The following is a 20,413-nucleotide window of genomic DNA, read 5'->3' as shown; positions in this document are numbered from 1 at the left end:
AGGGGACCCGGCCCGTCAGTGCCCGGTGGGGGCTCAGCCCATGTGCGGGTAGGTGTAGTCGGTCGGCGGGACCAGCGTCTCCTTGATGGCGCGGGTCAGCGTCCAGCGCGTCAGGTTCTGCGGGGCGCCGGCCTTGTCGTTGGTGCCGGAGGCACGGCCGCCGCCGAAGGGCTGCTGGCCGACGACGGCGCCGGTCGACTTGTCGTTGATGTAGAAGTTGCCCGCGGCGTAGCGCAGCTTCTCCATCGTGTACGCGGTGGCCGCGCGGTCGGCCGAGATGACCGAACCGGTCAGCGCGTAGTCGGACGCCGACTCCATCTGGGTCAGCATCTCGTCGTACTTGTCGTCCTCGTAGACGTGCACGGCGAGGATCGGGCCGAAGTACTCGGTGGTGAACACCTCGTTCTCCGGGTCGGTGCACTCGATGACGGTCGGGCGGACGAAGTAGCCCACCGAGTCGTCGTAGGAGCCGCCCGCGACGATCGTGCAGGCCGGGTCGTTCTTGGCGCGGTCGATGGCGGCCTTGTTCTTGGCGAAGGCGCGCTCGTCGATGACGGCGCCGATGAAGTTCGACAGGTCGGTGACGTCACCCATGGTGAGGTAGTCGACCTCGGCGGCGAACTCCTCCTTGAAGCCGTCGTTCCAGATGGACGCCGGGATGTACGCGCGGGACGTCGCGGAGCACTTCTGGCCCTGGTACTCGAAGGCACCGCGGGTCAGGGCGGTCTTCAGGATCGCGCGGTCGGCGCTCGGGTGGGCGACGACGAAGTCCTTGCCGCCGGTCTCGCCGACCAGACGCGGGTAGGCGCGGTACTTCTCGATGTTCTGGCCGACGGTCTTCCACAGGTACTGGAAGGTCTTGGTCGAGCCGGTGAAGTGGATGCCGGCCAGGTCGCGGTGGTTCAGGGCGACCTCGGAGACCTCCAGGCCGTCACCGGTGACCAGGTTGATGACGCCCTTGGGCAGGCCCGCCTCCTCCAGGAGCTGCATCAGCAGCACGGCGGCGTGGGTCTGCGTCGGGGACGGCTTCCACACGACGACGTTGCCCATCAGGGCCGGGGCGGTGGGCAGGTTGCCCGCGATGGCCGTGAAGTTGAACGGCGTGATCGCGTAGACGAAGCCCTCCAGCGGGCGGTGGTCCAGGCGGTTCCACACGCCCGGCGAGTTCGCCGGCGGCTGCTCGGCCAGGATCTGGCGGGCGTAGTGGACGTTGAACCGCCAGAAGTCGACCAGCTCGCAGGGGGTGTCGATCTCGGCCTGCTGGGCGGTCTTGGACTGGCCCAGCATGGTGGAGGCGGCCATGGTCTCGCGCCACGGGCCGGCCAGCAGCTCGGCGGCGCGCAGGATGATCGCCGCGCGGTCGTCGAAGGACATCGCGCGCCAGGCCGGGGCCGCCGCGAGGGCCGCGTCGATGGCGTCCTGCGCGTCCTGCTTGGTGGCGTTGCGGTAGGTGCCGAGGACGGCCTTGTGCTTGTGCGGCTGCACGACCTGGAAGGCCTCGCCGCCGCCCATGCGCTTCACACCGTTGATCGTGCAGGGCAGGTCGATCGGGTTCTCGGCCAGCTCCTTGAGCTTGACCTCCAGGCGGGCACGCTCGGGCGAGCCGGGGGCGTAGCCGTGCACCGGCTCGTTGACGGGGGTGGGGACCTGGGTCACAGCGTCCATGAGATCCGTAACTCCTTGAACTTGAGCGGGTGGTGGGCTCAGCCCTTGCTGACCATCGACCGGAGGAAGAAGCGCAGGTTGGCCGGCTTCTCCGCCAGGCGGCGCATGAAGTAGCCGTACCAGTCCGTGCCGTAGGCGGTGTAGACCCGCATCCGGTGGCCCTCGGCGGCCAGCCGCAGGTGCTCCTCGCCGCGGATGCCGTACAGCATCTGGAACTCGTACTCGTCGAGCTTGCGCCCGGCCTTGCGGGCCAGCTCCTGGGCGATGGAGATCAGGCGCGGGTCGTGGGACCCGATCATCGGGTAGCCCTCGCCGTCCATCAGCGTCTTCAGGATGCGGACGTACGCCTTGTCGATCTCGTGCCGGTCCTGGTACGCGACCGACGCGGGTTCCTTGTAGGCGCCCTTCACGATCCGCACCCGGCTGCCGTTCGCGGCGAGGCGGCGGGCGTCGGCCTCGGTGCGGAAGAGGTAGGCCTGGATGACGCAGCCGGTCTGCGGGAAGTCCTTCCGCAGTTCCTCGTGGATGGCGAACATCGAGTCGAGGGTGGTGTGGTCCTCGGCGTCCAGCGTGACCGTGGTGCCGATGGCGGCGGCGGCCTCGACGACCGGGCGGACATTGGCGAGGGCCAGCTCGTGGCCGTTCTCCAGCGCCTGGCCGAACATCGACAGCTTGACGGACATCTCGACGCGCTCGCCCAGCTCCAGCGGCTTGATCTGCTCGATCAGCTGGAGGTAGGCGTCGCGGGCGGCGGTGGCCTGCTCGGGGGTGGTGATGTCCTCGCCGACGACGTCCATCGTCAGCTCCAGGCCCTTGGCCGTGAGGTCCTCGACGATCGGCACGATGTCGCCGACGGTCTCCCCGGGGATGAAGCGGTCGACGACCTGCTTGGTCACCGGGGCCGCCGAGATCAGGCGACGCATCCGGTCGCTGCGCGACGCGGCGAGAATCACGGGACCCAGCACGGGGCACCTCCACATACAACCAACCATGGGCCATTACCCGACGATTCGGGTACGGCACGGAGAACCACCGTGAAACCTAAGGATCCCTCCGATCGTCTGCCATCGACAGCTGTCACGCATCCGTGCCACAGATCTCAGACAGATGTATGAAGGTCTTGCGGAATGCGGCAGAATGCCCGGGTGACGCCGGATGCCGCATCCTTCAAAAACGTGGGTGACTACCAGGAGCTGGTCGACGAGATCTCGGAGCTCCTGGGCGCCCCGGCGACGCTGGAGAACCGCGACTTCGAGCTGATCGCCTTCGGGGCCTATGACAGCGAGGACGAGCTGGACGCCTCCGCCCTGGACCCGGTGCGCACCCGCTCGATCCTCACCCGGCGCTCCACCGCCGCCGTGCGGGCCTGGTTCGAGGGCTTCGGCATCACCCGGGCGACCGGCCCGGTCCGTATCCCGCCGACCCCCGAGGCGGGGGTGTACCGGGGGCGGATCTGCCTGCCGGTACGCCATCGGGGTGTCGTCCTCGGCTATGTCTGGCTGCTGGAGGACGAGTCCGGGCCGGGCGAGCGGCAGCTGGCGGCGGCCATGGAGGTGACCGCACGGATCGGCGCGCTGCTCGCCGACGAGGCCCAGCACGGCGCCGACCTCACCCGGGAGCTGCGGGCGGTGCTGACCGCCGAGCGCGGCTGGCAGCGCGACATGGCGGTGGCCGCTCTACGGACCGCGCTGGGCCCGCGCGGCGACGGCCCGCACGCCGTGGTGTGCGTGGCGCCCTGGCCGTCGCCGGACCCGGACGACGCGCCCTCGGCCCGGGCGGTCCCGCACACCACCGCCCTGTGCACGGTGCCCTGGGGCACCACCGGCCAGTGCCTCGCGGCGCTGGTCCGGCTGCGCGCGGCGGACGTCGTCGCGCCGGCGCTGAGCACGGCGTCCCGGCTGCTGCGCGAGGGCGCCCGGGCGGCCGGGGTGAGCGAGCCGCGCGCCGGTCTGGCCGAGCTGGGCACGTCCTGGCAGGAGGCCTCGGCGGCAGCCCGGGCGGCCCTGGCGGAGCCCCGGCTCGGCCCGGTCGCCGAGTGGGCGGGCGTCGGGCCGTACCGCCTGCTCACGGCGCTGCCCCCGGAGGCCGTGCGCGATCCGGCGGTCGCCCCGCTGCTCTCCCCCGCCCACCAGGAGCTGGCCCGTACCGCCGAGGTGTACCTGGACCGCGCGGGCCAGGCCGGGCGGACCGCCGCCGAGCTGGGCATCCACCGGCAGACCCTCTACTACCGGCTGTCGCGCGTGGAGCAGCTGACGGGACTGGATCTGGACGACGGGGAGGACCGGCTGCTGCTGCACATGGCGCTGAAGGCGGCGCGGCTGTAGAGGCGGGTCGAGGGCGGGCACGTCCGAGCCGAGGGTCGAGCGACTTCCTGAAAACGATTGTCATCGTGCTACGGTTCGTCGCACGCTCAACCATTGACCAGCCCTTTACCCGGAGTGTCCCTGTGCGCGTCCCCGCCCGCCTGCTCCCCGTCACCGCGGCCGTAGCGGCCCCCGCCCTGCTCACGGGCTGCTTCGCCGCGACCGGCGACGGCGGCGGCGCCGAGGGCAAGCGCGTCCGCGTCGCGATGATGCAGCCCCCGCGCTCTGGCCTGTCCCCGCTCTCCGACGACGCCTTCAAGCTCTCCCGCTGGGCGACCGCCGAGACCCTGGTGACGCTCGACGAGGACGGCGACGCCGAACCGGCGCTCGCCACCGAGTGGCGGCAGAACGGCAGGAGCTGGACGTTCACCATCCGGGACGGGGTGACGTTCCACGACGGCACCGAGCTGACCCCGCGGGCCGTCGTCAACTCCCTCACCGAGGCCGCCACCGCCGCCCCCAAGCCGCGCATCCTCGACGGCGTCGAACTGACCGCCGAGGCCGACGGGGACACGGTCGTCGTCACCACCGCCACCGCGGACCCCCTGGTCCCGCAGCGGCTCAGCTCCCCCCAGCTGTCGATCCTCGCGGCGAAGGCGTACACGGGGAAGACCGTGAACCCGGTCGGCGCGGGCACCGGTCCCTTCGAACTGACCAAGGTGAACGGCACCTCCTCCGCCACCCTCGACCGCTACGACGGCTACTGGGGCGGCAAGGCCAAGGCCCCCGGCATCGACGTGCGGTTCGTGCCCGACGGCACCGCCCGCGCCGCCGCCCTGCGCAGCGGCGAGGCCGACATCGTCGAGGCCGTGCCGGTCTCCCAGGCCGCGCTGCTCGACCAGGACCTGGTCACCGAGGTCCCGATGCCCCGCACCAACACCCTCTACCTGAACACCCGGAAGGGCCCCTTCAAGGACCCCGCGCTGCGCGCCGCCGCCCGCGAGGCCGTCGACGCCGAGTCGATCGTGAAGGGCGTCTACGAGGGCCGCGCCGACGTCGCGGAGGGGCTGCTCGGTCCCGCCCTGCCGTGGGCGGCCGAACTGCGCGGGCCCGTACGGCACACCGAGGCCGGCGACCCGGACGGCCGGACCGTCACCATCGGCACCTTCACCGACCGCGCCGAACTGCCGGAGGTCGCCGCCACGCTGCAACAGCAGCTCCAGAAGGCCGGTTTCAGGGTGAAGCTGGACGTGCGCGAGTACGCCGCGATCGAATCCGACGCGCTCGCGGGCGAGTTCGACGCGTTCATCCTCTCTCGCGCCACCGTCCTCGACTCCGGTGACCCCGCCGCCTACCTGTACAGCGACTTCTCCTCCGACGGCTCCTTCAACATCTCCCAGCTCGCCGACGGGGCCGTCGACAAGACCCTGCGCGCGGCCTCCCGGACCGCGACCGGCGAGGCCCGCCGCAAGGCCGTCATGGCCGCCGAGGCCGCCGTGCTCCGCACCGACGCGGCCGTGCCCCTGCTCCACGAGCGGGTGATCCAGGGCGACGCCGCCTCGGTCGTGGACGCCGCCCACGACCCGCGCGAGCGGGAACTGGTGACCGTCGACACCTACGTCAAGTGAAGCGTCTCGCACAGCGGTTGGCGGGCCCCGCCGGACTGACCCGGCTCGTCTGCCTGGCCGCCGTCGTCACCGCCGTGGGCCTGCTCCCGTGGCTGTCCGGCCGCGATCCCGCGCTGACCGTGCTGCGGGCCCGCTCCGCCGAGCAGGAGCCGACCCGGGAGGCCCTGGACGCCGTACGCCGCGACCTCGGCCTGGACGCCGGACCGCTCGCCCTGCTCACCGGCTGGGCCGCCGCACTCGCGCACGGCGACCTCGGCACCTCCTGGGTGTCCGGCACCGAGGTGCTGCCCGCCGTCACCGCCGGGCTCCAGGTGTCGCTGGGCCTGATGGGCGCGGCGCTCGGCGTCGCGGTGGCCCTGGCCGCCACGCTGGTGGCGCCGGTGCTGCTGCGCGGCCGGGGCTCGGCGGGCGGCCTCGCCGCGATGCTGGCCGCCGTCCCCGAGTTCCTGCTGGCCACCGTGGCGCTGCTGGTGTGCGGGGTGTGGCTCGGCTGGCTGCCGACCTCCGGCTGGCAGGGGCCCGAACACCTGGTCCTCCCCGCACTCGCGCTCGGCGTCCCCGCGGGCGGACTGCTCGGCCGCCTGGTCGCGGACGCGCTGCCCGCCGTGCTCGGCGAACGCTGGGTGGAGCTGTGGCGCGGCGCCGGGGTGAGCGGGGCACGGATCGCGGCGGCGGCCCTGCGACGCGTCCTGCCGCCGCTGGTCCCGCAGTTCGGGATGGCGGCGGTCGGGCTGACCGGCGGCGCGGTCGCCGTGGAGACGGTGTTCGCGGTGCCGGGCATCGGCCGTACGGCACTCGGCGCGGCCAAGTCGCAGGACCTTCCGTTGCTCCAGGGCGCCGTCCTCGCCCTGCTGCTGCTCGGCCTGATCACCGGCGCCGCGGCGGCGCTCCTGCGGCGGCGACTGCTCGGCCCCGCCCTGCGGGACGCCGGACTGACGCTGCCGCGGGCCCGCCCCGCCCGCACCCACCCCGCGATCCCGCTCGCCCTGTTCACCGTGCTCGCCGTGACCATCGGCTGGGGCGTGCTGCGGGACCCGTACGCCGTCGACACCACCCTCCGCCTCGCCGCGCCCTCCTGGGCGCACCCGCTGGGCACCGACGGACTCGGCCGCGACGTCCTCGCCCGGCTCGGCCACGGCGCCTGGGCGACGGTCGGCACCGCGGCCGCCGTCTGTCTCCTCAGCCTGCTCGCCGGCCTGGCGCTCGGCTTCCTGCCCGGCGTCGCCGCGGGCGCCGCGGACATCGCCAACGCGCTGCCCCCGGTGATCGTCGGCATCCTGGTCGCCGCGGCGGCCGGGCCCGGCACGGGCGGCGCCGCCCTCGCGGTGGGCCTGATCTCCTGGCCGCCGCTGGCCGCGCACGCGGCGGCGCTGGTGCGGGAGGTGCGGGCGTCGGCGTTCCTCACCGCGCAGCGGGCCATCGGCGCGACCCCGTGGTGGATCCTCACCCGGCACGTGCTGCCGTCCGTGGCCGCCCCGGTCGCCCGGCACGCCCTGCTCCGCCTCCCCGGCATCGCCCTCGCCCTCGCCTCCCTCGGCTTCCTCGGCCTGGGCGCCCCGCCGCCCGCCCCCGAGTGGGGCCTGCTGCTCGACGAGTCCCGCGCCTACGTGGAACGCGCCCCCTGGGCCGCCCTCGCCCCGGCGATCGCGCTGGCCCTGCTGGCGGCCCTGGCGGTGACGGCGGCGGCGTACGCCCAGGGGCGCCGCACCTCGCGCCCGAAGGAGGCGCCCATCCATGTCTGACGTCCTGCTCTCGGTACACGACCTGCGGATCGCCTTCGCCGGGACGGAGGTCGTGCGCGGCCTCTCCTTCGACGTGCGCGCGGGCGAGACACTCGCCGTGGTCGGCGAGTCGGGCGCCGGCAAGTCGCTGGCCGCGCGGGCCCTGCTCGGCATGGTGCCGCCCGAGGCGACGACGACGGGCACCGTACGGCCCGACCTGTCCGCCGAGCGCGGCCGGCGGATCGCCTTGATCCCGCAGGACGCCCTCTCCGCGCTCTCCCCGGTGCACCCGGTGGGCGACCAGCTCGCCGCCGCCGTCCGGTCGGTACGCCGGGTGTCCCGCGCCGAGGCCCGGTCACTGGCGGTGGCCGCGCTGGACCGGGTGGGCATCCCGGACGCCGCCCGCCGGGCCCGTGCCCACCCGCACGAGTACTCCGGCGGCATGCGGCAGCGCGCGGTCATCGCGATGGCCACGGTCAACGAGCCGGACGTCGTCGTCGCCGACGAACCCACCACCGCCCTCGACCCCGGCCGCCGGGAGCAGGTGCTGCGCGTCCTGGCCGAGCGCCGGGAGGCGGCCGGGGCGGCGCTCGTCCTCGTCACCCACGACCTGGACGTCGTCCGGCGGCACGCGGACCGCGTGCTGGTCATGTACGCGGGCCGGGCCGCCGAACTCGGCCCGGTGACCGAGGTGCTGACCCGCCCCCGCGCCCCCTACACGGCGGGCCTGCTGGCCTCGCTCCCCCAGGACGGCCCACGGCTCAGGCGCCTCCCCGCCCTGCCCGGCACGCCGCCCGCGCCGGGCGCCCTGCCCCCGGGCTGCGCCTTCGCACCGCGCTGCCCGCTCGCGGCGGACGTCTGCCGCACGGCCGAGCCGGAACTGCGCCCGCTGCACGGACGGCTGGTCGCCTGCCACCGCGCGGAGGACGTCCCGCACCCCGCCGCCACGTTGTTCGAGGAGAGCCGGCCGGCATGAACGAACCCCTGCTGGACGTCCGCGACCTCGTCGTCCGCCACGGCACGGTGACGGCCGTCGACGGCGTCTCCTTCACCCTCGCCGCGGGGGAGACCCTGGCCCTGAACGGCCCCTCCGGCTGCGGCAAGTCCTCCACGGCGGCGGCCGTGCTCCAGCTGCGCCGCCCGGACGCGGGCGAGGTCCGCTTCGAGGGCCGCGAGCTGACCAGTCTGACGGACCGCGAACTCCGCCCCCTCCGCCCCCGCATGCAGCCGGTCTTCCAGGACCCCTACGGGTCGCTGAGCCCTCGCCACCGCATCCGCGACGCGGTCGCCGAACCCCTGAAGGTCCAGGGCCGCTGGACCACCGCCGAGGGCCCCGCCCGCGTGGCCGAACTACTCGACCGCGTCGGCCTGGACCCCGCGTACGGCGACCGCCGCCCGCACGAACTCTCCGGCGGCCAGTGCCAGCGCGCCGGCATCGCCCGCGCGCTCGCCTCCGAGCCCCGCCTGCTGGTCCTCGACGAGCCGGTGTCCGCCCTCGATCCGTCCGTCCGGGCGGGCGTCCTGAACCTCCTCGCGGACCTCCAGGACGAACTGGCCCTCGGCTACCTCTTCATCTGCCACGACCACGCTGTCGTACGGCACTTCGCGGACCGGGTGGTCGAACTGCGCGAGGGGCGCGTCACGTCCGAGTGGCGGCCTCGATCACCCGGCGCAGCCCCTCGGTGAGCTGACCGGCCTCGGGCGCGGTCTTCGGGTCGAAGGTCCACTGGGCCATGACGCCCATCATCAGGGTCGCGTAGAAGACGCCGAGCGTGTCGACGACCTCGTCCGGCGCCTCGTCCTCGGGCATCCCCGTGAACAGCGCGACGAATCCGCGCGCTCCCTCCCGCTGGGCCCGCGCCAGGTGGTCGCGCACCTCGGGCAGCTGGTCGCCCATGCTGACGACCTCCATGCTGAGCCGCCACAGCGAGCCGGGCTCCCGCATGGTGGCGATGATGTTCGACCAGACCTCGGCGAACCGCTCCAGCGATCCGGGGGCTGCCCGCACCTCGCCGTCGAACGCGACGGACAGCTCCTCCACCAGCTCCACGTACGCCTGCGCCAGCAGCGCGTCCTTCGACCCGTAGTGGTAGCCGATCGACGCCAGGTTGGTCCCCGACTCCTTGACGATGTCCCGCGCCGTCGTGCGCACGAACCCCTTGGCGAGCAGGCAGCGCTTGGCGCCTTCGAGCAGATCCTCGCGGTGTCCCATGGCCTCACCCTACCCCGCGACCCATACAACCGTCTTATACAGTCGTTCTAGACAAGCGTATAAGACCTGCGTACAGTCACCGGCATGACGACGAACCCGCACCCCGCCGGGCGCCGCGCATGGACCGCGCTCGCCGTGCTGATGCTTCCGCTGCTCCTGGTCTCGATGGACGTCTCCGTCCTCTACTTCGCCGTCCCCGCCATCAGCGCCGATCTCGAACCCACCGGCACCCAGCAGCTGTGGATCTTCGACATCTATGCCTTCGCCGTGGCCGGCCTGCTGATGACGATGGGCTCGGTGGGCGACCGCATCGGCCGCCGCAGGCTGCTGCTGATCGGCGCCGCCGCCTTCGGTGCCGCGTCCCTGGCGGCGGCGTACGCGCAGAGCGCCGAGATGCTCATCGCGGCCCGCGCACTGCTCGGCGTCGGCGGCGCCACCCTGATGCCCTCGACGCTGGCCCTGGTCCGCTCGCTGTTCACCGACCCCCGGCAACGGGCGCGGGCCATCGCCATCTGGTCCGGCGTGATGACGGCGGGCGTGGCGCTCGGCTCGGTGCTGAGCGGAGTGCTGGTCGAGTTCTTCTGGTGGGGCTCGGTCTTCCTGGTCAACCTGCCGGCGATGGTCCTGCTGCTGGTCCTCGGCCCCGTCCTGCTGCCCGAGTCGAAGGACCCGTCCCCGGGCCGCTTCGACTGGATCGGCATCCCGCTGTCGATGGCCGCGGTGCTCCCGGTCGTCTACGGCCTGAAGGAGATCCCGTCCGACGGCTGGCACGTCCGGTACGTCATGTCGGTCACCGTGGGTCTGCTCTTCGCGGCCCTGTTCGTGTGGAGGCAGCGCACGGCCGCGTCACCGATGATCTCCCCCGCGCTGTTCCGGGGCGGCGGTTTCGGCGCGGCCGTCACCCTCAACCTCGTCACCATGTTCGCGATGATGGGCTCGGCGTTCTTCACCACGCAGTACCTGCAGTCGGTGCTGGGCAAGAGCGCGATGGAGGCGGCCCTGTGGGCGCTGGTGCCCTCGGTGCCGATCGGCTTCGCGGCGCCGGCCGCGACCGCTCTGGTGCAGAGCGGCGTCCACCGCGCCCACGTGGTGACGGCCGGCTTCGTCTGCGCCGCGAGCGGCTTCGGCCTGCTGGCGTTCGCCGGCCCGGACTCGCTGACCCTGGTACTGGTGGCCTGCGGCGTGCTGGCCTCGGGTGTCACCATGGTGATGTCCCAGATCATGGACCTCGCGCTGGGTGCCGCCCCGGTGGAACGGGCGGGCTCCGCGGCCTCCCTGATGGAGACCGGCGCCGAGTTCGGCGGCGCGCTGGGCATGGCGGTCCTCGGCTCCATCGGCACGGCGGTCTACCGCCGCGAGATGCCGGACTCCGCGCCCGCCGAGGCCCACGAGACGCTGGGCGGCGCACTGGCCGCCGCCGGGCACCTGCCCGGACGGGCGGGGGACGCCCTGGCGACGGCGGCCCGGGAGGCGTTCACCCAGGGCATGCAGGGCGCGGCGCTCGCGGGCGCGGCGGTGCTCGCCGGGGCGGCGGTCCTCGCGTCGGTGACCCTGCGCCGGGTGAGGGTGCGGGAGGAGGCGTGCACGGAGAACGCCGGACGGGCTGGACATGCCAGCCCGTCCGGCGTGTGAGGACGAGGTGTGTCAGACCAGGTTGACCGACCGCGCCGAGGTCGCGCCGATCTCGGCCGCCAGCTCCGCCAGCACCGCGGCGGACACCGTGTCGTCCACCGTCAGCACGGCGAGCGCCTCGCCGCCGGCCGCCGCGCGGGCGACCTGCATGCCGGCGATGTTGATGCCCGCCTCGCCGAGGATGCGGCCCACGGTGCCGACGACACCCGGACGGTCCTCGTACTTGAGCACGGCCATGTGGTCGGCGAGCGCCAGGTCCACGTCGTAGTCGCCGACCGCGACGAGCTTCTGCAGGTGCTTGGGACCGGCCAGGGTGCCGGAGACCGACACCTCCTCGCCGTCGGCGAGGGTGCCGCGCACGGTGACCACGTTGCGGTGGTCGGGCGACTCGGAACTGGTGGTCAGCCGCACCTCGACGCCGCGCTCCTGCGCGAACAGCGGGGCGTTGACGTACGACACCGTCTCGTCGACGACGTCCTCGAAGACGCCCTTGAGCGCGGACAGCTCCAGCACCTTCACGTCGTGCTGGGTGATCTCGCCGTAGACCTCGACGTCGAGGCGGACCGCGACCTCGCCCGCGAGGGCGGTGAAGATCCGGCCCAGGCGCTCGGCGAGCGGCAGGCCCGGCTTGACGTCCTCGGCGATGACGCCGCCCTGGACGTTCACCGCGTCCGGGACCAGCTCACCGGCGAGCGCGAGGCGCACCGAGCGGGCGACGGCGATACCGGCCTTCTCCTGCGCCTCGTCGGTGGACGCGCCGAGGTGCGGGGTGGCGACGACCTGGTCGAACTCGAAGAGCGGGGAGTCCGTGCAGGGCTCCTTCGCGTACACGTCGAGACCGGCACCCGCGACCCGGCCCTCCTTGAGGGCGGAGTACAGCGCCTCCTCGTCGACGATGCCGCCGCGCGCCGCGTTGACGATGCGCACGCTCGGCTTGACCTTGCGCAGCGCCTCGTCGCCGATCAGACCGACCGTCTCCGGGGTCTTGGGCAGGTGCACGGTGATGAAGTCGGCGACCTCGAGCAGCTCGTCCAGCGACAGCACCTTCACGCCCATCTGCGCGGCCCGCGCGGGCTGCACATAGGGGTCGTAGGCGACGACCTTCATGCCGAAGGCGGACATCCGCTGGGCGACCAGCGCGCCGATGCGGCCGAGGCCGACGACGCCGAGGGTCTTCTCGGCCAGCTCGACACCCGTGTACTTGCTGCGCTTCCACTCGCCGTTCTTCAGCGCGGCGTTGGCCTGCGGGATGTTGCGGGCGGTGGCGAGGATGAGACCGCAGGCCAGCTCGGCGGCGGTCACGATGTTAGAGGTGGGGGCGTTGACGACCATCACGCCGGCCTTGGTGGCGGCGGAGACGTCGACGTTGTCCAGGCCGACACCGGCTCGCGCGACGACCTTCAGCTTGTTCGCGGCGGCGATCGCCTCGGCGTCCACCTTGGTGGCGGAGCGGATCAGGATCGCGTCCACGTCGGCGATGGCCGGCAGCAGCTCCGCCCGGTCCGCGCCGTTGCAGTGCCGGATCTCGAAGTCCGGGCCGAGCGCGTCCACAGTCGCGGGCGACAGCTCTTCAGCGATGAGTACGACAGGTTTCGAGCTCACGTGAGTCCTCACATGTCCAATGCGGACGGCCGTCCCGACGGCCGCAGGCGGTGGAGGGGGGCTTGCCGCGTGGAAGACGCACGACGCTGTGGGCCTGAACGCGTATGTTGTGCAGCAGTGTAGTGGCGTGGCGGAGGGCGTCTTGCGCCTCTGCGGAAGGATCACCCGTCCGTGGCTGGACGGGATGGACAACGCCTTCTTCTCCGACGTTACCCCGGGTTCGCCGAAGGGGCTGCCGTCAGCCGACGACAGCCCCTCGGGACGAGGCTTACGCCTCCTCGTTCACCCAGCTCATGAGCTTGCGCAGCTCCTTGCCGGTGGTCTCCAGCAGGTGCTCGGCGTCCTGCTGCTTGTACTCGTTGTACTTCTTCAGACCGCCGTGGTACTCGTCCATCCAGGTCTGGGCGAAGGTGCCGTCCTGGATCTCGGCGAGGACCTTCTTCATCTCGGCCTTGGTGGCGTCGGTGATGATCCGCGGGCCGGTGACGTAGTCGCCCCACTCGGCGGTCTCGGAGATCGACCAGCGCATCTTCTCCAGGCCGCCCTCGTACATGAGGTCCACGATCAGCTTCAGCTCGTGCAGGCACTCGAAGTAGGCGATCTCCGGCTGGTAGCCCGCCTCGGTCAGCGTCTCGAAGCCGGCCTTCACCAGGGCGGCGGTGCCACCGCAGAGGACGGCCTGCTCACCGAACAGGTCGGTCTCGGTCTCCTCGGTGAAGGTGGTCTTGATGACGCCGGCGCGGGTGCCGCCGATGCCCTTGGCGTACGACAGGGCCAGCGCGAAGGCGTTGCCGGTGGCGTCCTGCTCGACGGCCGCGATGCACGGAACGCCGCGGCCCTCCTCGTACTGACGGCGCACCAGGTGGCCCGGGCCCTTGGGGGCGACCATGCAGACGTCCACGCCGGCCGGGGGCTTGATGAAGCCGAAGCGGATGTTGAAGCCGTGGCCGAAGAACAGCGCGTCGCCGTCCTTCAGGTTGTCCTTGATGGACTCCTCGTAGACCTGGGCCTGGATCGGGTCCGGCACCAGGATCATGATGACGTCGGCCTCGGCGGCGGCCTCGGACGGCGTCACCACGCGCAGGCCCTGCTCCTCGGCCTTCGCCTTGGACTTGGAGCCCTCGTGCAGACCGACGCGGACGTCGACACCCGAGTCACGCAGCGACAGGGCGTGCGCGTGGCCCTGGCTGCCGTAACCGATGACCGCGACCTTGCGGCCCTGGATGATGGACAGGTCGGCGTCGGCGTCGTAGAACAGCTCGGCCACTTTGGGTTCTCTCCTTGAGTGCAGGTGTTGCGTCCCACCGTATGACGGCGGGGTGAGGGGAAGTCTGGGGGTCTCGGTATACGGGCGGCCCCGGTTGGCGGAAGCCGCCCGTACGACGGATCAGGCGCTTCGGTCGAGGGCGCGCAGCGACCGGTCCGTGATCGACCGCGCACCGCGGCCGATCGCGATCGTGCCGGACTGCACCAGCTCCTTGATGCCGTACGGCTCCAGCATCTTGAGCATCGCGGACAGCTTGTCGTTGCTGCCGGTGGCCTCGATGGTGACGGCCTCCGGGGAGACGTCGACCGTCTTGGCGCGGAACAGCTGGACGATCTCGACGATCTGGGAGCGCGTCTCGTTGTCGGCGCGCACCTTCACCAGGACGAGTTCCCGCTGAACGGCCGAACCCGGCTCCAGCTCGACGATCTTGAGCACGTTGACCAGCTTGTTGAGCTGCTTGGTCACCTGCTCCAGCGGCAGGTCCTCGACGTTCACCACGATGGTGATGCGGGAGATGTCGGGGTGCTCGGTGACACCCACGGCGAGCGAGTCGATGTTGAAGCCGCGGCGGGAGAACAGGGCGGCGATCCGGGCGAGGATGCCCGGCGTGTTCTCCACCAGGACGGAGAGCGTGTGCTTGGACATGTCGTGTTGCTCTTCCTCGCTCAGTCGTCTTCGTTGTCGCCGAAGTCCGGGCGGACGTCCCGGGCGGCCATGATCTCGTCGTTGGAGGTGCCGGCGGCGACCATCGGCCACACCATCGCGTCCTCGTGGACGATGAAGTCGATGACGACCGGACGGTCGTTGATCGAGTTCGCCTCCTCGATGACCTTGTCGAGTTCGGCAGGGTCCTCGCAGCGGATCGCGTAGCAGCCCATGGCCTCCGACAGCTTCACGAAGTCGGGGATCCGGGTGCCCTGGCCGGGCGCCTTGCCGTCGTGCTCCGGGCCGGAGTGCAGGACGGTGTTGGAGTACCGCTGGTTGTAGAAGAGGGTCTGCCACTGGCGGACCATGCCCAGGGCGCCGTTGTTGATGACGGCGACCTTGATCGGGATGTTGTTCAGGGCGCAGGTGGTCAGTTCCTGATTGGTCATCTGGAAGCAGCCGTCGCCGTCGATCGCCCAGACCGTCCGGTCCGGTGCGCCGGCCTTGGCGCCCATCGCGGCCGGGACCGCGTAGCCCATGGTTCCGGCGCCGCCGGAGTTGAGCCAGGTGGCGGGCTTCTCGTAGCCGATGAAGTGGGCGGCCCACATCTGGTGCTGGCCGACGCCCGCGGCGAAGATCGTGCCCTCCGGTGCCAGCTGCCCGATGCGCTCGATGACCTGCTGGGGGGCGAGCGAGCCGTCCGCCGGCTGGTCGTAGCCGAGCGGGTAGGTGTCGCGCCAGCGGTTCAGGTCGTTCCACCAGGCGCTGTAGTCACCCTGGTGGCCCTCGCTGTGCTCCTTCTGGACGGCCTGGATCAGGTCGGCGATGACCTCGCGGGCGTCCCCGACGATCGGCACGTCCGCCGCGCGGTTCTTGCCGATCTCGGCCGGGTCGATGTCGGCGTGGACGATCTTGGCGTACGGGGCGAAGCTGTCCAGCTTGCCGGTGACGCGGTCGTCGAAGCGGGCTCCGAGGGCGACGATCAGGTCGGCCTTCTGCAGCGCGGTGACGGCGGTGACCGCACCGTGCATGCCCGGCATTCCCACATGCAGCGGGTGGCTGTCCGGGAACGCGCCGAGCGCCATCAGGGTGGTGGTGACGGGCGCTCCGGTGAGTTCGGCGAGGACCTTCAGCTCGGCGGTGGCCTTGGCCTTCAGCACGCCTCCGCCGACGTAGAGCACGGGCCGCCTGGCGGCGGTGATCAGCTTGGCGGCCTCGCGGATCTGCTTGGCGTGCGGCTTGGTCACCGGGCGGTAGCCGGGCAGGTCCATGGTGGGCGGCCAGGAGAAGGTGGTCTTCGCCTGGAGGGCGTCCTTGGCGATGTCGACCAGGACCGGGCCGGGGCGGCCGGTGGAGGCGATGTGGAACGCCTGGGCGATCACCCGCGGGATGTCCTCGGCCTTGGTGACCAGGAAGTTGTGCTTGGTGATCGGCATGGTGATGCCGACGATGTCCGCCTCCTGGAAGGCGTCCGTGCCGATCGCCTTGGAGGCGACCTGGCCGGTGATCGCGACCAGCGGCACCGAGTCCATGTGGGCGTCGGCGATCGGCGTGACCAGGTTGGTGGCGCCGGGCCCCGAGGTCGCCATGCAGACGCCGACCTTGCCGGTGGCCTGCGCGTAGCCGGTGGCCGCGTGGCCGGCGCCCTGCTCGTGGCGGACCAGGACGTGCCGCACCTTGGTGGAGTCCATCAGCGGGTCGTACGCGGGCAGGATCGCGCCGCCGGGAATGCCGAATACCGTGTCGGCCCCGACCTCCTCGAGGGAGCGGATGAGGGACTGCGCACCCGTGACGTGCTCGGGGGCGGAGTGCTGCTGTCCTCCGGATCGGGGCCGCGGCTGCGGATGGGCCCCGGTGGCCTGCTCGGTCATCGGCATTCTCTTCTCGATGCTGAGGGTTTTTGCGAGTTTTGTGCGGTGTACGACTGCTGTACGACAGATCCCGTGCAACAAAAAACCCCTCGTGCCATAAGGCAAGCGAGGGGAGCGCGCCGGTGAGGTCGCTGGGGATTCCGGATCGTCCTCCGGTGGGTCCCAGCTCAGCCGACGCGCTGTCCAAGTACGAGAATTCGGGTGCGCATGGCACTGACCCTCCCCCCGGCACGCACCCGGTGTCAAGTGGGTGGGACGGGAGTCTCATTATGTGAGCGGAGGGCCGTCCCGCCTCCGAAGACGGCGGTCACGCCACCCGTGAACACGCCCGAGCCGCCGCCCGCCAGAGCGGGCTCCGCCGGTCCGTGCGGCACCGGGTAGCGGCCGGATCCGAGCGCCCGGCGCAGCCGGTACTCGTCCAGCGGGCCCGAGAAGGCCATGCCCTGCCCGTGCGTACAGCCCATCTCGCGCAACGCGACCACCTGCTCGGGCAGATCCACACCCTCGGCCACCGACTGGAGACCGAGGTCCCCGGCGATCCGCAGCAGCCCACCGGTGATCTTGTGCAGCCGCGCGGACTCCACGACGCCCTCGACCAGGCCGCGGTCGAGCTTCAGCACGTCCAGCGGGAGCCGCCGCAACGCCGTGATCGCCGGGCAGCCGGTGCCGAACCCGTCCAGCGCGATCCGCACACCCAGCCGCCTGAGGCCGCTCAGCCGCCGCTCCAGCTCGTCCAGCGGCACCCGCGGGTCGACGTCCGTCAACTCGACGATCAGCGACCCGGAGGGCAGCCCGTGCCGTGTCAGCAGGGCCTCCACGGAGCCGAGGGGCATCGAGCGGTCCAGCAGCCGGCGAGCGGCCATCCGGACGGCCACCGGCACGACGAGCCCGGTGGCCGCGCGTTCCGCGGCCTGCTCCACGGCCTCCTGGATCAGCCAGCGGCCCAGTTCGGCGGTCCGGTCGCTGTCCTCGGCCACCCGCAGGAACTCGGCGGGCGTGAACAGCACCCCTTGCGAGGAACGCCAGCGCGCCTGCGCGGTGACCGACGAGATCCGGCCGTCCGCGAGCCGCACCACGGGTTGGTGGAGCAGGGTGAACTCGCCGTCGTGGAGCGCCGCCCGCAGCCGGGTCGCCAGCTCCGCCTTGCGGACGACGTCCTGCTGCATCTGCGGCTTGTACAGCACCACGCGGCCCTTGCCGGCCGACTTGGCCCGGTACATCGCCAGGTCGGCGTTGCGCAGCAGCTCGCCCGCACCGAGACCCGGCTCGGCGAAGGCGACCCCGATGGAGGCGGCGACCCGGACATCGTTGCCGTCGATGACGTACGGCTGCGACAGCTTCAGCCGGAGGCGGTCGGCGAGCTCAAGGATGTTGCGTTCGCGGGCGGCCCGGTCACGGGTGGTGCCGTCGCCGACGATCAGGGCCGCGAACTCGTCACCGCCCAGCCGGGAGGCGGTGTCGCCCTGGCGGACCGCCTCCTGGAGTCTGCGGGCGGCCTGCACGAGGAGTTCGTCCCCGGCCTGGTGCCCGATGGTGTCGTTGACGGCCTTGAAGCCGTCCAGGTCGATGAAGAGCACGGCCGTGCCCCGCAGGGCGGCGCCCCGGTCGGAGGCGCGGCGGCCGGACAGGGCCTGCTGGACGCGCTTGGTGAACAGCGCGCGGTTGGGCAGGTCGGTGAGCGGGTCGTGCTCGGCGTTGTGCTGCAACTGCGCCTGGAGACGCACTCTCTCGGTCACGTCCCGGCTGTTGAAGATCAGGCCGCCGTGGTGGCGGTTGACGGTCGACTCGACGTTCAGCCAGCCGCCGTCGCCGGACCGGAAACGGCACTCGATGCGGGTGGTGGGCTCCTCCAGCGGGCTGGCGGCGAGGAAGCGGCGCACCTCGTGCACCACGCAGCCCAGGTCCTCGGGGTGGATGAGATCGGCGAGTTCGGAGCCGACCAGATCCTCGGCGGGGCGTCCGTAGACCCCTGCCGCGGCCGGGGAGACGTACCGGAGGGTGCCGTTCGGCGCGGCGATCATGATGACGTCGCTGGAGCCCTGCACCAGGGAGCGGAAGTGGTTCTCCTTCTGCGCCAGCTCCTGGGTGAGGGTGATGTTGTCCAGCAGCATGATCCCCTGGCGCATCACCAGGGCGAGCACCACCGTGCCGCCGGTGAGCAGCACCACGCGGTCGACGCTGCGGCCGTTGAGCACGTTGTACAGGATGCCCAGCGTGCACACGGCGGCAGCGAGGTACGGCGTGAGGGCGGCCAGCGAGCCGGTGAGCGGCCGGGTGGCCGGGTAGCGGCTGTGCTCGCCCGGCGGCACCGGTCCGTGCGGGGGGTGGACGGGACCGCGCTGGCCGGGCACGTGCTCGTGCACCACGCGCGTGTGCTGCTCCTCGGCCGGCCGGGGCGCCACCCAGGGGGCGTAGGCCAGCAGCAGCGAGCCCGCGAACCAGCCCGCGTCCAGCAGCTGGCCCGAGCGGTAGCTGTGGTGCAGCAGCGGCGAGGTGAACAGGGCGTCGCACATCACGGTCAGGGCGAGCGCGCCGATCGCCGTGTTCACCGCCGGCCGGTGCGCGCCCGAGCGCCGGAAGTGCAGCGCCAGCACCATGCTGACCAGGGCGATGTCGAGCAGCGGATAGGCGAGCGAGAGCGCCGCGTGGGCCACCCCCGGGCCGCCGCCCTTGGCCGCCTGCGCCAGCGCCAGGCTCCACGACAGGGTGAGCAGCGAGCCGCCGATCAGCCACGCGTCCAGGGCCAGGCAGACCCAGCCCGCCTTGGTCACCGGCCGCTTGGCGAGGACCAGCAGGCCCACGATGGCGGGCGGCGCGAAGCACAGGAAGAACAGGTCGGCGTAGGAGGGGCTGGGTACGGGCCGCGCCAGGACGACCTCGTACCAGCCCCAGACCAGGTTGCCCATCGCCGCCATCGCGGAGGACAGCGCGAACAGCAGCCAGGCGGGCCGGAAGCGCACCCGGCGGCTGCGCGCGTAGAGGAGGCAGGAGACCGCGGCGGCTCCGGCCGCGGCACTCAGCCCGAAGTCGCCCATGATCAGCGCCAGTTGCCGCGAGCCCCAGCCGAAGGCGGCGCCGATGGCGTAGGTCCCGCACACCAGGGCCAGCAGCAGCTGGTGGACGGCGGTCGGCCCGCGGTGCTGGACGGACGGACGCGGGCGCGGCACCCCGGGGGCGCGCTGGGTGCGCGGCCGTGCGTCGAGGGTGGTGGAAGGCGAGGGTGCGTTCACCGGTCCCTCCCGGTCCGCGGCGTCGCCCCGGCGTCCCGGGGGTCCCGCTGTGCCGGGTGCGCGTGGCGCTTGCGGCTGTCGCACCGACGCTGGTGAGGACTCCGGTCGTGGCTGCCGTGGCGGCCGCCATGGCCGGCGTGGTGCCCACGCCTGCGCGTGGTCGTGCGCCAGGGTCGCCGCCGGCGGCCCCGCCGAGTCGGATCGTTGGTCCATAGGCCGTGCATCGCCCGTCGCCCCCCTCGCAGTCTGAAATGTCCATCCCCGGCGCCGACGGTGCGCGGCGCAGCCCCTGTCGGGACGATACACCAGTCTCGTCACTCAGGGACATAGCTTCTCTACGCTCCGTGACCACCAGCGGTAACGGGGGTACCCACTGCGTCCGAGAGGTTGCGGAGGGTGCCCGGAACGGATTACACGCCCGTGGAGCCGGATGCGCCAGCCCCGCCGACGCCGGTTGTAAGGATCACGTTGCGCAGCGGCTCCCGGTTCACGAAACGGCTCAACTGGTCCACCAGGAGCCGCTTGGCGCGCGGCAGGAACGCGGAGGTGGGTCCTCCGACATGGGGGCTGATCAGTACGCCCGGCGCACGCCACAGGGGATGGGCGGGCGGCAGCGGCTCGGGATCGGTGACGTCGA

The 20,413-nt window shown here is 72.3% G+C and carries 14 protein-coding genes and 1 pseudogene; 6 read left to right on the top strand and 9 right to left on the bottom strand.

Annotated features, from left to right (window positions below; translation table 11 throughout):
* Nucleotides 1-33: 33 nt before the first annotated feature.
* Together pruA and CCN42_RS01340 are read right to left on the bottom strand one after the other, a co-directional pair.
* Nucleotides 34-1,665 carry an L-glutamate gamma-semialdehyde dehydrogenase gene (gene pruA / locus CCN42_RS01345; protein WP_086732684.1) on the bottom strand — a complete coding sequence of 544 codons (1,632 nt, stop codon included), beginning with the start codon at nt 1,663-1,665 and terminating at the stop codon, nt 34-36.
* 38 nt (nt 1,666-1,703) lie between these two features.
* Entirely contained in the window at nt 1,704-2,630 is a 927-nt protein-coding gene (locus CCN42_RS01340; RefSeq protein ID WP_086732683.1) for a proline dehydrogenase family protein, read from the bottom strand.
* A 162-nt stretch (nt 2,631-2,792) separates the two neighbouring features.
* Here CCN42_RS01340 and CCN42_RS01335 point away from each other — a divergent pair, with 162 nt between their 5' ends.
* From CCN42_RS01335 to CCN42_RS01315, 5 genes are all read left to right on the top strand, one after another.
* The gene (locus tag CCN42_RS01335) at nt 2,793-3,989 is read left to right on the top strand and encodes a PucR family transcriptional regulator (protein WP_086732682.1); all 1,197 of its coding nucleotides are present in this window, start codon (nt 2,793-2,795) and stop codon (nt 3,987-3,989) included.
* A 122-nt stretch (nt 3,990-4,111) separates the two neighbouring features.
* Nucleotides 4,112-5,596 carry an ABC transporter substrate-binding protein gene (locus CCN42_RS01330; RefSeq protein ID WP_086732681.1) on the top strand — a complete coding sequence of 495 codons (1,485 nt, stop codon included), beginning with the start codon at nt 4,112-4,114 and terminating at the stop codon, nt 5,594-5,596.
* Nucleotides 5,593-7,338: an ABC transporter permease subunit gene (locus CCN42_RS01325; protein ID WP_086732680.1), complete on the top strand. Its 1,746-nt coding sequence runs from the start codon at nt 5,593-5,595 to the stop codon at nt 7,336-7,338. The genes CCN42_RS01330 and CCN42_RS01325 overlap by 4 nt, the downstream gene beginning before the upstream one ends.
* Nucleotides 7,331-8,293, top strand: a complete 963-nt coding sequence (locus tag CCN42_RS01320; protein ID WP_086732679.1) for an ABC transporter ATP-binding protein — start codon at nt 7,331-7,333, stop codon at nt 8,291-8,293. Before CCN42_RS01325 ends, CCN42_RS01320 begins: the two co-directional genes overlap by 8 nt.
* Nucleotides 8,290-9,003: an ATP-binding cassette domain-containing protein gene (locus CCN42_RS01315; protein WP_086732678.1), complete on the top strand. Its 714-nt coding sequence runs from the start codon at nt 8,290-8,292 to the stop codon at nt 9,001-9,003. Before CCN42_RS01320 ends, CCN42_RS01315 begins: the two co-directional genes overlap by 4 nt.
* On the opposite strand, the gene CCN42_RS01310 is transcribed toward CCN42_RS01315, so the two are convergent.
* Nucleotides 8,957-9,529 (bottom strand): TetR/AcrR family transcriptional regulator, encoded by a 573-nt coding sequence (locus tag CCN42_RS01310; RefSeq protein WP_086732677.1) that lies wholly within the window; start codon nt 9,527-9,529, stop codon nt 8,957-8,959. The two genes, CCN42_RS01315 and CCN42_RS01310, sit on opposite strands and share 47 nt — an antisense overlap.
* An 84-nt stretch (nt 9,530-9,613) precedes the next feature.
* Between CCN42_RS01310 and CCN42_RS01305 the strand changes: the two genes are divergently transcribed.
* Nucleotides 9,614-11,161 (top strand): MFS transporter, encoded by a 1,548-nt coding sequence (locus tag CCN42_RS01305; RefSeq protein WP_211294607.1) that lies wholly within the window; start codon nt 9,614-9,616, stop codon nt 11,159-11,161.
* A gap of 12 nt (nt 11,162-11,173) precedes the next feature.
* Here CCN42_RS01305 and serA read toward each other — a convergent pair whose 3' ends face one another.
* The 6 genes and pseudogenes from serA to CCN42_RS01270 form a co-directional block, all read right to left on the bottom strand.
* Nucleotides 11,174-12,763 (bottom strand): phosphoglycerate dehydrogenase, encoded by a 1,590-nt coding sequence (gene serA / locus CCN42_RS01300; protein WP_086732675.1) that lies wholly within the window; start codon nt 12,761-12,763, stop codon nt 11,174-11,176.
* Nucleotides 12,764-13,031: 268 nt separating this feature from the next.
* A complete protein-coding gene (gene ilvC, locus CCN42_RS01295) occupies nt 13,032-14,030 on the bottom strand; it encodes a ketol-acid reductoisomerase (protein WP_086168611.1) in 999 nt (332 codons plus the stop codon).
* Nucleotides 14,031-14,150: 120 nt separating this feature from the next.
* Nucleotides 14,151-14,675, bottom strand: coding sequence for an acetolactate synthase small subunit (ilvN, locus tag CCN42_RS01290; protein WP_086732674.1), 525 nt, complete (start codon nt 14,673-14,675; stop codon nt 14,151-14,153).
* Between the two features lie 20 nt (nt 14,676-14,695).
* Entirely contained in the window at nt 14,696-16,552 is a 1,857-nt protein-coding gene (locus tag CCN42_RS01285) for an acetolactate synthase large subunit (RefSeq protein WP_086732673.1), read from the bottom strand.
* A 236-nt stretch (nt 16,553-16,788) separates the two neighbouring features.
* Nucleotides 16,789-19,989, bottom strand: coding sequence for a putative bifunctional diguanylate cyclase/phosphodiesterase (locus CCN42_RS01280; protein ID WP_086732672.1), 3,201 nt, complete (start codon nt 19,987-19,989; stop codon nt 16,789-16,791).
* 197 nt (nt 19,990-20,186) lie between these two features.
* Nucleotides 20,187-20,413, bottom strand: a pseudogene (locus tag CCN42_RS01270) (NAD(P)-dependent oxidoreductase); the annotation flags it as partial.

Origin of the sequence: Streptomyces glaucescens, assembly GCF_002154375.1 — a bacterium.
Classification (GTDB): domain Bacteria; phylum Actinomycetota; class Actinomycetes; order Streptomycetales; family Streptomycetaceae; genus Streptomyces; species Streptomyces glaucescens.
The sequence above is the reverse complement of the archived record's forward strand: the minus strand, read 5'-3'. Positions and strand labels throughout refer to the sequence as shown.